The 13,368-nt window shown below is 72.6% G+C and carries 13 protein-coding genes and 1 tRNA gene; 8 read left to right on the forward strand and 6 right to left on the reverse strand.

Annotation, left to right across the window (positions count from 1 at the left end):
- Window positions 1-45: 45 nt before the first annotated feature.
- A complete protein-coding gene (locus QF034_RS18210; RefSeq protein WP_307175977.1) occupies window positions 46-513 on the forward strand; it encodes a GNAT family N-acetyltransferase in 468 nt (155 codons plus the stop codon).
- Here QF034_RS18210 and arfB read toward each other — a convergent pair.
- Complete coding sequence (gene arfB, locus QF034_RS18215; RefSeq protein ID WP_086564441.1) at window positions 510-947, reverse strand: alternative ribosome rescue aminoacyl-tRNA hydrolase ArfB; 438 nt, start codon at window positions 945-947, stop codon at window positions 510-512. The two genes, QF034_RS18210 and arfB, sit on opposite strands and share 4 nt — an antisense overlap.
- 146 nt (window positions 948-1,093) lie before the next feature.
- On the opposite strand from arfB, the gene QF034_RS18220 reads away from it, so the two are divergent.
- Both QF034_RS18220 and QF034_RS18225 read left to right on the forward strand, forming a co-directional pair.
- On the forward strand, window positions 1,094-1,669 hold the full coding sequence (locus QF034_RS18220; protein ID WP_010035999.1) for a TerD family protein: 576 nt from the start codon (window positions 1,094-1,096) through the stop codon (window positions 1,667-1,669).
- Window positions 1,670-1,771: 102 nt separating this feature from the next.
- Window positions 1,772-2,296, forward strand: coding sequence for a GNAT family N-acetyltransferase (locus tag QF034_RS18225; protein ID WP_307175978.1), 525 nt, complete (start codon window positions 1,772-1,774; stop codon window positions 2,294-2,296).
- A 7-nt stretch (window positions 2,297-2,303) separates the two neighbouring features.
- Here QF034_RS18225 and QF034_RS18230 read toward each other — a convergent pair whose 3' ends face one another.
- On the reverse strand, window positions 2,304-3,746 hold the full coding sequence (locus QF034_RS18230; protein ID WP_370880812.1) for a M1 family metallopeptidase: 1,443 nt from the start codon (window positions 3,744-3,746) through the stop codon (window positions 2,304-2,306).
- On the opposite strand from QF034_RS18230, the gene QF034_RS18235 reads away from it, so the two are divergent.
- The gene (locus QF034_RS18235) at window positions 3,736-4,236 is read left to right on the forward strand and encodes a hypothetical protein (RefSeq protein ID WP_307175979.1); all 501 of its coding nucleotides are present in this window, start codon (window positions 3,736-3,738) and stop codon (window positions 4,234-4,236) included. The two genes, QF034_RS18230 and QF034_RS18235, sit on opposite strands and share 11 nt — an antisense overlap.
- A gap of 13 nt (window positions 4,237-4,249) precedes the next feature.
- On the opposite strand, the gene QF034_RS18240 is transcribed toward QF034_RS18235, so the two are convergent.
- Window positions 4,250-4,927 (reverse strand): pentapeptide repeat-containing protein, encoded by a 678-nt coding sequence (locus tag QF034_RS18240; RefSeq protein ID WP_307175980.1) that lies wholly within the window; start codon window positions 4,925-4,927, stop codon window positions 4,250-4,252.
- 129 nt (window positions 4,928-5,056) lie between these two features.
- On the opposite strand from QF034_RS18240, the gene QF034_RS18245 reads away from it, so the two are divergent.
- On the forward strand, window positions 5,057-6,217 hold the full coding sequence (locus tag QF034_RS18245; protein WP_307175981.1) for an NAD(P)-binding protein: 1,161 nt from the start codon (window positions 5,057-5,059) through the stop codon (window positions 6,215-6,217).
- An 81-nt stretch (window positions 6,218-6,298) separates the two neighbouring features.
- The gene (locus QF034_RS18250; protein ID WP_307175982.1) at window positions 6,299-7,279 is read left to right on the forward strand and encodes a zinc-binding dehydrogenase; all 981 of its coding nucleotides are present in this window, start codon (window positions 6,299-6,301) and stop codon (window positions 7,277-7,279) included.
- Between the two features lie 33 nt (window positions 7,280-7,312).
- Here the strand turns inward: QF034_RS18250 and QF034_RS18255 are convergent, their stop codons facing one another.
- A complete protein-coding gene (locus tag QF034_RS18255; protein WP_307175983.1) occupies window positions 7,313-10,531 on the reverse strand; it encodes a Tat pathway signal protein in 3,219 nt (1,072 codons plus the stop codon).
- Window positions 10,532-10,720: 189 nt separating this feature from the next.
- On the opposite strand from QF034_RS18255, the gene QF034_RS18260 reads away from it, so the two are divergent.
- Window positions 10,721-11,644 carry an aminoglycoside phosphotransferase family protein gene (locus tag QF034_RS18260; RefSeq protein ID WP_370880813.1) on the forward strand — a complete coding sequence of 308 codons (924 nt, stop codon included), beginning with the start codon at window positions 10,721-10,723 and terminating at the stop codon, window positions 11,642-11,644.
- Window positions 11,645-11,647: 3 nt separating this feature from the next.
- Window positions 11,648-12,739: a DUF4037 domain-containing protein gene (locus QF034_RS18265; RefSeq protein ID WP_307175985.1), complete on the forward strand. Its 1,092-nt coding sequence runs from the start codon at window positions 11,648-11,650 to the stop codon at window positions 12,737-12,739.
- Window positions 12,740-12,755: 16 nt separating this feature from the next.
- On the opposite strand, the gene QF034_RS18270 is transcribed toward QF034_RS18265, so the two are convergent.
- A tRNA-Thr gene (locus QF034_RS18270) sits at window positions 12,756-12,829 on the reverse strand.
- Window positions 12,830-12,917: 88 nt separating this feature from the next.
- Complete coding sequence (locus tag QF034_RS18275; protein WP_307175986.1) at window positions 12,918-13,334, reverse strand: DUF3224 domain-containing protein; 417 nt, start codon at window positions 13,332-13,334, stop codon at window positions 12,918-12,920.
- Between the last annotated feature and the right edge of the window lie 34 nt (window positions 13,335-13,368).

Here is a 13,368-nt window from a genome sequence, read left to right on the forward strand (position 1 = left end):
GGAAACGGTTGGCCCGGCGGTGATCCGCCCGCCTATGGTGCGCGCATGACCAGGACCGGCCCGCGCCTCGCAGAGATCACCCCGGCGAATCTCGACGCCGCCCTCGGCATCGCCGTCCGCCCCGACCAGGAGCACGCGGTCTCCCCCGTCGTGAAGTCCCTCGCCGAGGCCTACGTCCATCCGGGCGTCGCCTGGCCCCGTCTGATCGTCGACGGCGACCGCCCGGTCGGCTTCCTGATGGCCTTCCTCGACATCGACTGGTACGAGGACGGCAGCGTGCGGCGCTCGGGCCTGTGGCGGCTGAACATCGCGGCCGGGGAGCAGGGCAGGGGCTACGGCCGTTTCGCCGTCGAGTCGGTCGCGGAGGAACTCCGCCGGCGCGGCGCCAAGCAGCTCTACGTAACCTGGCACCCCGGCCCCGACGGCCCGGAGGGCTTCTACGTGGGGCTCGGCTTCCGCCTCAACGGTGAGACCAGCGGAGGCCAGACGGTCGGAGTGCTGGAATTGACCTAGTTCCAGTTCTGCGCGGAGCGGCCCCGCTTGGTCTCCGAGCGCTGCTTCTTCTCGCGCAGGCGCCGCTCGTTGATGCCCCGGGGGATCCGGGTCGGCTTGCGGGGCTTGGGCGGGGGTGCGGTCGCCTCGGCCAGGAGCGCGGCGAGGCGTACGGCGGCGGCCTCGCGGTTGCGCCACTGGGAGCGGTGCTCGGAGGAACGCACGGTGACGACCCCGTCGACCAGGCGCCCGGCCAGCCGCTCCAGCGCCCGCTTCTTCCACACCTCGGGCAGCGCCTCGGTCCTCGCCAGGTCGAAGCTCAGCTCGACCTTCGAGTCACTGGTGTTGACGTGCTGCCCGCCCGGCCCCGACGACCGCGAGAAACGCCAGATGAGCTCGGCCTCGGGCAGGGAGACGGAGCCGCGGATGACGTGGGGACCGGACATGCCCTCCATGTTCCCGCTCCTGACCAGTCCACGTCACCCGAATAATCGCGCGTAAAGAAAGTAAAGGACCTGGAACCTCGCGTACCCCTCTCCGCGTTCATGGGGGTAGCTGTAGCTTCTTTGCCGTACGTAAACGAGGGAAGGGACTCCCAACAATGGCTGTAAGCCTGTCCAAGGGTGGCAACGTCTCGCTCACCAAGGAGGCTCCGGGCCTGACCGCCGTCACCGTGGGCCTCGGCTGGGACGTCCGCACCACCACCGGCACGGACTTCGACCTCGACGCGTCCGCGATCGCGGTCAACACGCAGGGCAAGGTCTACTCGGACGCCCACTTCGTCTTCTTCAACAACAAGCAGACGCCGGACAACTCCATCGTCCACACCGGTGACAACCGCACGGGTGAGGGCGCCGGCGACGACGAGGCGATCAACGTCAACCTCGCCGCCCTCCCGGCCGACATCGACAAGATCGTCTTCCCGGTGTCCATCTACGACGCCGAGAACCGCTCGCAGAACTTCGGCCAGGTCCGCAACGCCTACATCCGCATCGTCAACCAGGCCGGCGGCGCCGAGATCGCCCGCTACGACCTGTCGGAGGACGCCGCCACGGAGACGGCCATGGTCTTCGGCGAGCTGTACCGCAACGGCGCGGAGTGGAAGTTCCGCGCAGTCGGCCAGGGCTACGCCTCGGGCCTGGTCGGCATCGCCCAGGACTTCGGCGTGAACGTCTGACGGACGCCCTCACCTGCCGCGGAAGCCCCCGGCGCCGGTCCACCGGCCCGGGGGCTTCCGCGTCCCCGCCCCTCCCCGCGCCGCCCGCGATACGTTCTCGACGTGATCCTCGACCCCCTTCTCCCACCACCCCCCGGCCGCTCCCTCCCCGAACCCCTCCTCGCGGAACTCACGGCCCTCTACGCCTCCAACCACGCGTTCCACGCCCTCACCGGCGACTTCCCCGACCCGCACGACATCCGCCCGGAGCAGGTGGCACACGCCCTGTCGGAGGAATGGACCCAGCCCGGCACCGAGGTGCTGCTCGCCCGCAGCTTCGGCGGCCTGACCGGGATCTCGATCACCCTCGCCGACCACCCCGACCCCGCCGATCCGGACCCCTGGATCGGCCTGCTGATGGTGGACGCGAGCCTGCACGGCCAGGGCCACGGCCGCCGCCTGGCCACGCTCGTGGAGGACCGCTTCCGCACGGCGGGCCGCACCGCCGCACGCCTCGCCGTCCTCGACAACAACCCGAAGGCCCTGGCCTTCTGGACGGCCCTCGGCTACGAGGTCATCGACCGTCGCGAGGACCTGCAGATGAAGCGCCCTTGTGCGGTGCTCCGCAAGGAACTCAGCACGCCCTAGCGCACCCTCAGGGCCGCTCCGGCTTCCCCTCCCCGTACAGCCAGTCCTCCCAGATGCCGTCGACGTCCTTCCCGGGCGCCTGCTTCTCGACGTACGCCGTGAAGCCGGCCGTGTCGGCGTTCCCGTGGCGATGGGCCGCCGCCCACCCGCGGAGGATGTCGCCGAACGCCTCGTCGCCCACCGCCTGGCGGACCTTGTGGAGGACCATGGCGCCGCGCTGGTAGACGGGGGCTCCGGAGAGGTGCGCGGCGTCGGTGGGTTTCCCGGGCGGGAAGGACCAGAGGTCCTCGTACGTCTGCTCCCCGTGGTCGTACAGCGCGTCGAAGCTCTCCTGCGCCGTCTCGCCGCCGTGGTCCTCCTCCCACAGCCACTCCGCGTACGTCGCGAAGCCCTCGTTGAGCCACATGTCCCGCCAGCTCTCCGGCGTCACGGAGTCGCCGTACCACTGGTGGGCGAGTTCGTGGACGAGGAGCGTGATGTCGGGGGCGCCGGGGAACACTGGACGGCTCTGGGTCTCCAGGGCGTAGCCGATGTCGGCCGCGCGGTCGACGATCGCGCCGGTGGAGGAGAAGGGGTAGGGGCCGAACCGCCGCTCCGCCCAGCGCAGGACCTCGGGGATCCGCGCGAGGACCGCGCGGCTCCCCTTCTTCTCCGCCGGGTCGACGGCCGTGTAGACGGGCAGGCCGTCCCGGGCGGTGGTGCGGGAGATGTCGTAGGGGCCGATGGCGAGCGTGGCGAGGTAGCTCGCCATCGGCTCGGCGGTGTGCCAGCGGAAGGTCGTCCGGTCCCGCGCGGTCGTCTCGCCGCGCAACTCCCCGTTGGACACGGCCCGCAGTCCCCGCGGCACGGTCACCGTGAGGTCGTACGCCGCCTTGTCGGAGGGGTGGTGGTTGCCGGGGAACCAGGCCATCGACCCGGCGGGCTCGCCCAGCGCGAGGGCCCCGTCCGTCGTGCGCAGCCAGCCCTCCTTGGAGCCGTCCGGGTCGGTGACGGTCTCGGGCGCCCCGGAGTAGCCGACGGTCACGCGGAACGTCTCGCCCTCGTCGAGATCCTCACGCGGCCGGACGGTGAGTTCCTGCCCGGCACGGTTCCAGCGGGCGGTCTCGCCGCCGACGGTGACCTTTCCGACCTCCAGGCCGAGCAGGTCGAGGTTGAAGGCGGAGAGGGCTTTGGTGGCCCGGGCGGTGAGGGTGGCCGTGCCGGTGAGGTGATGTGCGTCCGGGGCGTAGCCGAGGCGCAGGCCGTAGTGGGTGACGTCGTAGCCGCCGTTGCCGGCCTTCGGGAAGTACGGATCGCGTACGCCGGAACCGCCCGGGGTGCCGTGGACTCCGCCGCCGCACGCGGTACCGGCGAGAGCGCAGCAGACGAGCAGGACAGGGACAAGACGTACAGATCGGGCCACGATCAAGATCCTACGGGCGCGTGACACCATCACATCCGTGCTCGACATCGGCTACGCCCTCTCCAACCGCTTCCCCGACCCGCCGCAGACCGACTACCGCCGTGCGGACGTCCGCGCCCTGCGGCACGACCTGTTCTGCGGTGACGTCTATCTGGCGGACACCGAGCAGGACCGGGAGGTGTCCACGGCCTGGGGATGGGTGCCGGTGCTCGACTTCGCGTGGGCGCTGTGCGACATCGTGGAGCGGATCGACCGGGACCCGGCGGGCTCCCGGGCGTCCCGGCCGCAGCGGGCGGAGCTGGACTTCACCGAGTCGACCGACCGAATGCTCTTCGAGCGCCGCTTCGGGTCGGTGGACATCGAGGCCGACTGGATGCCGGCGGAGGAAGCCCCTCTGACCTTCTCCCACACCGAACTGCGCCGCGAGGCCCGCGACTTCCTGCACGACCTGATCGCCGACCTCACCGACCTGCACGACGACCTCGCCGAGAACCCGGCGATCTGGACGCTCCAGGCGCGTTTCCCCCGCCTTCCGTAGACCCCGCCGGGGCTCAGCCCTCCACGCGGATCCCCCACTGCGCGGCCAGCACCGGCGCCAGATCCAGCAGCTGCGCCGTGCTGATCACCGCCCCGGCCAGCCGGTCCAGCCCGCGGCTGATCTCCAGGGACGCGGCACCCCGCAGATCGACGTCCGTCAGGGTCGCCGCGTGGAGGTCGGCGCCCTTCAGCGCGCAGTCCACGAACTCCACGCGCTCCAGGCGGGCGCCGCCGAAGTCCGGCTCGACCAGGACACAGCCCTCGAAGACGACGTCTTTGAGCCGGGCCGTGCGCAGGTTCAGATAGTCGATCTTGCCGCCGCGGACCAGCACCCGCTCCAGCACCGCCCCGTGCAACTGCGGCCCGCCGAGCCGGGCATCGGTCAGCTCCACATCGCGCAGGGTCGCCTCGGCGAGATCGGTGCCGACGCCCCGGACTCCGGTGAGAGTCGAGTCCAGGACGCGGGCGTGCCGCAGCCCGGTCTCGTCCAGCGCGCAGTCCGTCAGGGCGCAGTCCATGAAGCGGGCGCCCGACCCGTCCTGCCCGGTGAAGTCCGCTCCCCGGAAGTCCAGCCCGTCGTAGTCCCCGTCCGGTTCCAGCGCACCGCCCTCGTGGGGCTCCAGCGCGGGCAGCCGCACCTCCGGTCGCCGCGCGCCCTTCACACCCGTACCGCCAGCCGCTCTCCTCGCCATGCCCCCATGCTGCACCCCGCCACTGACAACCGGCCCTGACCTGCGGGAACACCGGCCATGTCACATTCCGGTGCCCTCGGCCGGTCGTACTCGCAAAAGGCGACCCCGACCCGAGGGAGACCCCCAGCCATGCACCGCATCACCGTCATCGGCGGCGGCTTCGCCGGACTGACCGCCGCGATCACCGCCGCCGAGGCGGGCGCCAAGGTCACCATCCACGAAGCCCACCACACCCTCGGCGGCCGGGCCCGCACCGCCGAGGGCCCCTACCGCACGAACGAGGGCCCGCACGCCCTCTACAACGGCGGCCCGCACTGGACCTGGCTCAAGCAGCGCGACCTGATCGGGCCGCTCGCGCCGATCCCGCCCCTGGAGGCCGCCCGGCTACGGCTGCGGCACCACGGCGTGCTGCGCCGCACCCCGCCCTTCCCGATGCTGAAGCTGCTGCGCCGGACCGCCGAACAGGCCCCCGCCGACGTCGACTTCCTGACCTGGGCGACCGGCATCGCGGGCGAGGAGGGGGCCCGGGCCGCCGCCCACTACTCGGCCGTCGCCCTCTTCCACCACGACCCCGGCTCCCTGTCGGCCGCGTTCGTGCAGGAGCGCCTGCGCCGCGCCACCAAGCTGCCGCCCGAGGCGCACTACCCGCGCGGCGGCTGGGCCACCCTCATCGACCGGATGGCCGCCCGCGCCTGGAACCTGGGCGTCCGGATGGAGACGCTGTCCCGCGTCGACACGCTCCCCACCGACACGCCGGTCATCGTCGCCACCTCCCTCGACGCCGCCCGGCGCCTGCTCGGCGACGACTCCCTGACCTGGCCGAGCGGCCGTACCGTCCTCGTCGACCTCGCCGTACGGACGCGGCGCGGGGACGCGTTCGCGGTCTCCGACCTCGACGCGCCCGGCTGGCTCGAACGGTTCACCGCCCAGGACCGCAGCCTCGCCCCGGCCGGCCGGCAGCTCATCCAGGGGCAGATCCCCATCGCCCCGCACGAGTCCAAGGCCGACGGCACCGCCCGCGCCGAGCAGTTGCTCGATCTGGGCTTCCCGGGCTGGCGCAAGCGCGTCACCTGGCGGCGCGAGGCCGTCGCGAACGGCCGTACGGGCGCGGTTGATCTGCCCGGCACCAGCTGGCGCGACCGGCCGGCCGTGGACCGGGGCGACGGTGTCTACCTCGCCGGCGACCAGGTCGCGGCCCCGGGCGTGCTGTCGGAGGTCTCCTTCAACAGCGCCCTGACGGCGGTGTCGTTGGCGCTCGGCCGGCGGGAGCTTGACCTCAAGCAAGCTTGAGGTTGAAGGCTGGGCGCACCGGACGAACCCATGAGCACCGGACGCACGCACGTGCGCCGGACGCATCGACGAGGAGTTCCCATGCGCGCCATCCGCCTGCACGCCTTCGGCCCGGCCGAGAACCTCACCTACGAGCAGGTCGAGGACCCGCGACCGGGCCCCGGCCAGGTCCGTGTCGCCGTACGGGCGGCGGGCGTCCACCTCCTCGACACCGCCCTGCGCGAAGGCGGACAGGGCCCGGCGCCCGAGCCGACGCCCCTGCCCACCATCCCCGGCCGCGAGGTCGCCGGTGTCGTCGAGTCCCTGGGCGAGGGCGTCGCGGGCCTGTGGCTCGGCAAGCGGGTCGTCGCCCACCTCGGCTTCGTCCCCGGAGGCTATGCCGAACTGGCCGTCACCGAGGCCGAGCGCCTGCACGAGATCCCGGAGAACCTGGACTTCGCCGAGGCCGTCGCCATGATCGGCACGGGCCGTACGACGATGGGGATCCTGCAGTTCGCCGAGCTGGGCCCCGACTCGGTGGCCGTCGTCCCGGCCGCGGCCGGCGGCATCGGCACGCTCCTCGCGCAGTACGCCAAGAACGCCGGCGCCACGGTCGTCGGCCTCGCGGGCGGGCCGGAGAAGGTCGCCCGCGTGCAGGCGGGCGGCGCCGATCTCGCCGTCGACTACAAGGACCCGGCCTGGCCCGCGAAGGTCCGTGCCCATCTCGGCGGCCGGGCCGCGACCGTGGTCTTCGACGGCGTCGGGGGCGATGTGGCCCGCGAGGCCGTCGCCCTGCTCGGCCCCGGCGGCAAGCACATCGTCTTCGGCTGGTCCGCGGACGGCATCCACGACGGCGGCCCCTACCTCGTCGAGGGCGTCTCCGAGCAGGTCCTGGGCCCCGTGATGCTCCGGAAGGCCGGCGGCCCCGACCCCGTGCGCACCCTCGAACTGCGCGCCCTCACCGAGGCCGCCGCCGGCCGTCTGGCCCCGGCCGTACAACGCTTCCCGCTCCGCGAGGCCGCGGCCGCGCACCGGGCGCTGGAGAGCCGGGGGACGATCGGAAAGGTGGTCCTGGAGCCGTGACACCTCCTCTTCACAGGGCTCGGCCAGGACGGGTCAGCGGGCGACCGCCTTCGTCGCCGCGCTGAGCGCCGAGCCGTCCTTGTGCCCGGTGCGGTGCGCGATCACCTTCACGGTGATCTTCTTGCCCTGCTGCGCCGCCTTCAGCACCAGCGATGACTTGGTCGCCCCGCTGATCGCCTTGCCGTTCGCGTACCACTGGTACCCGTACGAGGTCGCGGCCGGGCTCCACGTGCCGGTGGACGCCTTCAGTGTCCGGCCGACCTTCGCCGTCCCGCTGATCACCGGCGGCTTGGTCGCCTTGGGCGCGTCGCCCTTGGCCACGGTCACGGCCGCCGAGGACGCGGACCCGCTGCGCCAGCCCGTCTTGACCGCCGTCACGGTCACGGAGAGCTTCCTGCCGGCCTGCGCCGCGGGGATCGTGTACGCGGATGCGGTCGCACCGGCGATCGCCGTCCCGTCCGCCTTCCACTGGTACGTGTACGAGGACGGGGTCGCCGACCAGGTGCCCGGCGCGGCGGTGACCTTGGCGCCCACCTTGGGCGTGCCGGTCACCTTCGGGGCCGCCGTGTTCTCCAGCCCGGGCTGGGGGGTCACGGTGAAGGTGCCGCGCTGGAACTCCCGGCCGTGCGTGTACACGCTGATGTTCCAGGTGCCGGTCGCCGCACCCGTCAGGTCGACGGTCGCGGTCACCGTGCGGTTGTCCGCGGAGACCGAGTCCGCCGGCGCGGTGATCGTCTTTCCGGCCTGGCTGAGCTGGACCCTGACGTCCGGCCCGAGCGCGGTACCGGTGACGGTGAGCTTCACCTTGGTGCCGGCGGCCCCGGTGCCGGGGCTGACGGCGGTGACGTCCGTCTTCTCCGTGCCGCAGAGCGCGGACGAGCAGGTGAGCTTGGCGCTGTAGGCCGTGCCGGCCGCCTTCTCGGGCAGGCCGAGCAGGAACAGCGACGGCGTACTCCCCGAGGACGAGCCCAGCACATTGCAGTCGTAGCCCTCCGGAATGAAGTGCGTGCAGCCGTTCTTCCAGGTGGACGTGTTGTACAGCACGGGCACTGCCGCGGTGGCGGCGCCGGTGGTGTCCTTGATGTCGGTCTCGAACCGGTCGAACCCGGCGGTGGGCAGCGCCGCGCACATCGCGGTGCGCGACTCGTCCAGCGTGCCGGTGACCGGCCCGTACCCGAACGCCACGGACGGCACCGCGGCGCACTCCGCGGCGGGCCCGTCGGCGGTCGCGATGCGCAGGGCGTCCAGACGGTACTCGGGAGCCGCCTGCAGACGGGTCGGCGTCTGTACGAGGACCTGGTGGGTGGTCGAACCGCTCACCGCGCAGGGCGAGTTGCGGAAGGAGCACTCCACGCGGCCGTCCCCGGCGATGACCGCGCTGTTGGCGGTGCCGAGGGCGTCCCGCACATTGACGTGCACGACGTCGGTCGCCGCGCCCGTGGTCACCTGGTGGCAGGTGATGGTGCCCGGCGCTCCGGACACGCCCTTCACGGACGCGCCGCCGACCTTCACCGCAGCGGCCTTGGCGCAGCCCGCGGCGGAGGCGCTCGCCGTGACGTCACGCCGGGTCAGGGAGTACGTGGCTGCCTCGTCCCGGCCGGTCACCAGCACCGTGTGGGCCTTGCCCGGGGTCAGGGAGCAGATCGTCCAGCCGTCGGTCGCGGCGTAGCGCTCGCAGACCCGCTTGCCGTCGGGGTCCAGCACCGAGAACCCGGCCGGCGCGGTCCCCGAGGTCGCGGTCAGCTGAAGCAGCTCGGTGCTGGAGTGCGCGCCGGCCGGGATCCCCAGGCAGTGCGAGAAAACGCCGTCGCCCGTGGTCAGCGTGGCCTTCGCACCGCCCGCGGCGAAGCTGCCCGCGGGCAGAACGGGGCAGCCCTCGGCGACGTCGGTGCGGTGGAAGGCGACCGCGTACGGGCCCGTGGCCGTGTCGCCGCTGTCCTCGGTGTGCACCAGCGCGCGGAACGGCGCCTCACCGGTCAGCGCGCAGTCACCGCCCCGGAGTGCTTCCCCGTCGCACTGCGGGGTGCCGTCCCGGTCCAGGACCTCCACCTCGGGGGTCAGCCCGGCCGAGGTCTGCGAGGTGAGCGCGGCGATCCGGCCGCCCTTCGGCACGGGCAGGGTCAGGCAGTCGTACTGCCCGACGGTGCTCAGCTTCCCCTTGTACAGGCCGGCCTCGATCGCGACACAGCCGGCGTCGGAGGCACGGTCGAACACCACCAGCCGGTCACGGGACGGCGCGAAGGCGTTGGTGCCGAGCACGGCCGTGTAGGTGCCCGCCTCGCGGATCCGGCAGGGGTCGGTGCCGGACTGGCACACGGTCCTGCCGCCTGCGTCGTACACCCGGACCGCCCCGGCCGACCGGTCCTGGTCCACGTAGTGCACGGTGTACGGCCCGGCCTTGGCGACGGAGAAGGTGTAGCAGGCGTCCGTGCCGAACTCCCGTGGCTCGATCGGGCCGTAGGGCAGGACCGACGCGGTCGCGCAGCCCTGCGGGTCGTTCAGCCGGCGCACCTGAAGCGCGTACTCGGCCGGGAAGCCGCTCTCCGCGCGGGAGACGCTCGACAGCACCCGGTAGGGGCCGTGGCCGGGCAGGACGCAGCTGTCCTCGCCGTCCTCCGGGAAGTGCTCGCAGACGCGGGCGCCGGTCGCGTCGGTGATCCAGGCGACCGACTCGCCGTACACCTTGGTGCCGACCGTCAGCCGGATCCGCTCACCGGGCCGGCCCTCGAAGGCCTGGCAGTCGACGGCCAGCGGGCTCGCCGCGCTCCGGATCACCGCCGGCCGGTCCCAGCCGGTGCCGACCGGCTCGGCGCAACCGCGGGTGCCCGAGCCGAGCGGGACGACGGTGAGCTCGGTCCGCTCGTCGTCGACCCAGCCGCTGTTGACGACCTTGACGGTGTACGTGCCGGCCGCGGGCACCTGGCACCAGCCCTCGGCGCGGTACTCCTCGTCGAAGCAGTCGACTTCGGCGCCGTCGGCGTCGAACATCTGCGCGTAGGCGTTGTTCTGACTGTCGTCCAGCGTCACCAAGTGCAGACCGGCCGAGGCGGCCGTCACCGTGAAGCAGGCGCTGCTCTGAGCCGGGACGGTGACCTTGCCGACGGCGTCACCCGGATCCCCGAAGGGCGCGAGCGCGAGCGGCGCACACTCCGGTTCGGCGGCGGCCTGGGCGGAGCCCGCCCCCGTCAGGCCCAGCAGTGAGGCGAACAGCGAGACGACGACGGCGGACGCGCCGGCCCGCCCACGTCTCACTCGCCATCCGGACCTGGATCTGAATCTGGATCTCGGTCTCGGTCTCGGGCAGGCGTCGTTGTCCGACAAGGCAATCCCCCCTGGATCAGTGGTCGTTGGCGAGATGCTCGCACACAGGTACGACACGGCGCCCGTGAGAAATCCGAGACGCCGGGCCGGCCCATCCCGTCCCGGCCCGGGTTAATTCACATGACCCGCCCGGCCCACCCCACTACCGTGCCGAAAGTGATCGACATCCCCCGGGAACTGGCAGCGTCACAGGAGAAGTTCAACGGCGAGGCGGGCCGCGCCTTCATCGAGGAACTGCCGGACCTGACGGCCGGCTTCCTCGACCGCTGGGGGCTGGAGCCCGACGGGCCGCCCATGCACGGCGTGTCCGCCCTGGTCCTCCCGGTCCGCCGCGCCGACGGCGGCCCCGCGGTCCTCAAGCTGCAGATCCGCGACGAGGAGAGCGAGGGCGAGCCGGTCGCGCTGCGCGTCTGGGACGGCGACGGAGCGGTCCGTCTCCTCGACCACGACGAGCCCACCGGCACCATGCTGCTGGAGCGTCTCGACGAGACCCGGATGCTGTCCCACGTCCCGGACCCCCACCAGGCCGTCGTCACCATCGCCGAACTCCTCGCCCACCTCACCTCCTTCCCCGCCCCGCCCGGCATGCGCCGCCTCGGCGACATCGCCCGGGCCATGCTGGACCAGACCCCGTGGGCACTCGACCGCATCCCGGACCCCGAGGCCCGCCGCCTCGTCGCCGACTGCGCCGCCGCCGTCCGCGAGGTCGTCGACGAACCCGGCGACCGGCTCCTGCACTGGGACCTCCACGACGAGAACGTCCTCGCCTGCGACCGCGCCCCCTGGCTCGCCATCGACCCCAAGCCACTCGCGGGCGACCCCGCCTTCGAGCTGTGGCCGGCCATCGACAACCGCTACGACCCCGACGACATCCTCTGGCGCTTCGACGCCATGACCGACGTCCTCGCCCTGGACCGCCCCCGCGCCCGCGCCTGGACCCTCGGCCGCCTCCTCCAGAACGCCCTGTGGGACATCGAGGACGGCCGCCCCCTGGACGACGACCAGCTCGAGATCGCCCGCCGCCTGCGCGACCACACCGGCTGATCCATGCCCTCCTTCCTCCCCGGCCTGGAACTCTCCCGCCGCTTCTACACCGAGGCCGTACGCCCCCTCCTGCACGAGGCCCTCCCCGGCCTGCCCCACTCGGCCGCCCGCCTCGGCAGCGGCTCCGAGGTCCTCGGCTACGACACCGCACGCTCGGCCGACCACGAGTGGGGCCCGCGCCTCCAGCTCTTCCTGCGCCCGGAGGACGCCGAGCCCCACGGCCCCCGCCTCACCGACCTCCTCTCCCACCGCCTCCCGAAGACCTTCCTCGGCCACCCCACCCACTTCGCCCGCACCGGCGACGACCCGGGCACCGACATCCGCGTCATGGCCGGCACCGACGGCCCGGTCCACCACCGCGTCGACATCACGGACTCCGCCACCTGGTTCACGGACCGGCTCGGCTTCGACCCGGCCCAGGGCGTCACCACGGCGGACTGGCTGGCCACGTCCACCCAGCGCCTGGCCGAGGTCACCACCGGCGCCGTCTTCCACGACGGCCTCGGCCGCCTCGCCCCGGCCCGCACCGCCCTGCGCTGGTACCCACACGAGATCTGGCTGTACGTCCTGGCCTGTCAGTGGAAACGCATCTCGCAGGAGGAGGCCTTCGTAGGCCGCTGCGGCGAGGTGGGCGACGAACTCGGCTCCGCGATCGTGGCCGCCCGTCTGATCCGCGACCTGATGCGCCTGAGCCTCCTCATGGACCGCCGCTACCCGCCCTACAGCAAGTGGCTCGGCACCGCCTTCACCGCGACTCCCCTGGGCGCGGCGCTCACCCCCACCCTGACCGCGGCGCTGGCGGCCCCCGACTGGCACACCCGCGAGCACCACCTCGAGCACGCCTACGAGACCGTCGCCACCCACCACAACGACCTCGCGCTCACGGCCCCCGTCGACCCCACCACCCGCCCGTACCACAGCCGCCCGTTCCAGGTCCTCCACGCGGAACGCTTCACGACGGCACTGCGCGCCCGCATCACGGACCCGGCCCTCCGCTCGCTGCCCGACACCGGCGCGATCGACCAGTGGGTGGACAGCACCGACGCCCTCAGCGACGTCCAGAACAGAAAAAAGCCCGGGCCAGAGACGATCTGACCCGGGCTTCCACCGGAGCCCCCTGTCGGATTCGAACCGACGACCTACGCATTACAAGTGCGTTGCTCTGGCCATCTGAGCTAAGGAGGCACCGCGTACTACAACGCCGTACGCGAGGGCGGCACCACTGTACACAGAGCCCGTTACCCCGAGCCACGAAGTTCCGTCCCGCCCGGGCTCACTCCAGCTCGTACTCGAAGCGGTACGCCACGGTCGCCTCCCCGTGGCACGCGGTGAAATCGCCCTTCCCCCGCAGTCCGGCCAGCTCCCCGCTCCCGGAGTCCCGCACCACCTCGAACGTGCAGTGCACCGTCCCGTCCTCGCCGAACCACCCCCGCTCCTCCACGGCGAAGCTCCCCTCCCGCCCGTCGAGCCGGCCCGTGATCAGTTCCATGCCGGCGAAGGAGCCGGTCTTCTGGGTGACGTAGACGATGGAGTACTCGCAGAGCGTCCCGGCCGCCTCGATGCCGCCGCTGAAGGTGTTCCGGACGGAGGCGTGGGCGAGCCGGGGGTTGGCGTCCTCCCCCGGGCCGATCACGCGCTCCTGCCAGTCGGCGAAGGTGAAGTGTCCGGTGGTGGTGCGGGTGCCGGGCATGGGTGGGTCCTCTCGAAGATCAGCCGGTGGCCGT

The sequence above is a fragment of the Streptomyces africanus genome (genome assembly GCF_030816955.1).
Taxonomy (GTDB): Bacteria; Actinomycetota; Actinomycetes; order Streptomycetales; family Streptomycetaceae; genus Streptomyces; species Streptomyces africanus.

Bases quoted from the DNA above. Each gene is read 5' to 3' on its own strand.
- QF034_RS18210 (WP_307175977.1), top strand. From the start codon at position 46: ATGACCAGGACCGGCCCGCGCCTCGCAGAGATCACCCCGGCGAATCTC.
- arfB (WP_086564441.1), bottom strand. From the start codon at position 947: ATGGAGGGCATGTCCGGTCCCCACGTCATCCGCGGCTCCGTCTCCCTG.
- QF034_RS18220 (WP_010035999.1), top strand. From the start codon at position 1,094: ATGGCTGTAAGCCTGTCCAAGGGTGGCAACGTCTCGCTCACCAAGGAG.
- QF034_RS18230 (WP_370880812.1), bottom strand. From the start codon at position 3,746: ATGTCGAGCACGGATGTGATGGTGTCACGCGCCCGTAGGATCTTGATC.
- QF034_RS18240 (WP_307175980.1), bottom strand. From the start codon at position 4,927: ATGGCGAGGAGAGCGGCTGGCGGTACGGGTGTGAAGGGCGCGCGGCGA.
- QF034_RS18245 (WP_307175981.1), top strand. From the start codon at position 5,057: ATGCACCGCATCACCGTCATCGGCGGCGGCTTCGCCGGACTGACCGCC.
- QF034_RS18250 (WP_307175982.1), top strand. From the start codon at position 6,299: ATGCGCGCCATCCGCCTGCACGCCTTCGGCCCGGCCGAGAACCTCACC.
- QF034_RS18260 (WP_370880813.1), top strand. From the start codon at position 10,721: ATGACCCGCCCGGCCCACCCCACTACCGTGCCGAAAGTGATCGACATC.
- QF034_RS18265 (WP_307175985.1), top strand. From the start codon at position 11,648: ATGCCCTCCTTCCTCCCCGGCCTGGAACTCTCCCGCCGCTTCTACACC.
- QF034_RS18275 (WP_307175986.1), bottom strand. From the start codon at position 13,334: ATGCCCGGCACCCGCACCACCACCGGACACTTCACCTTCGCCGACTGG.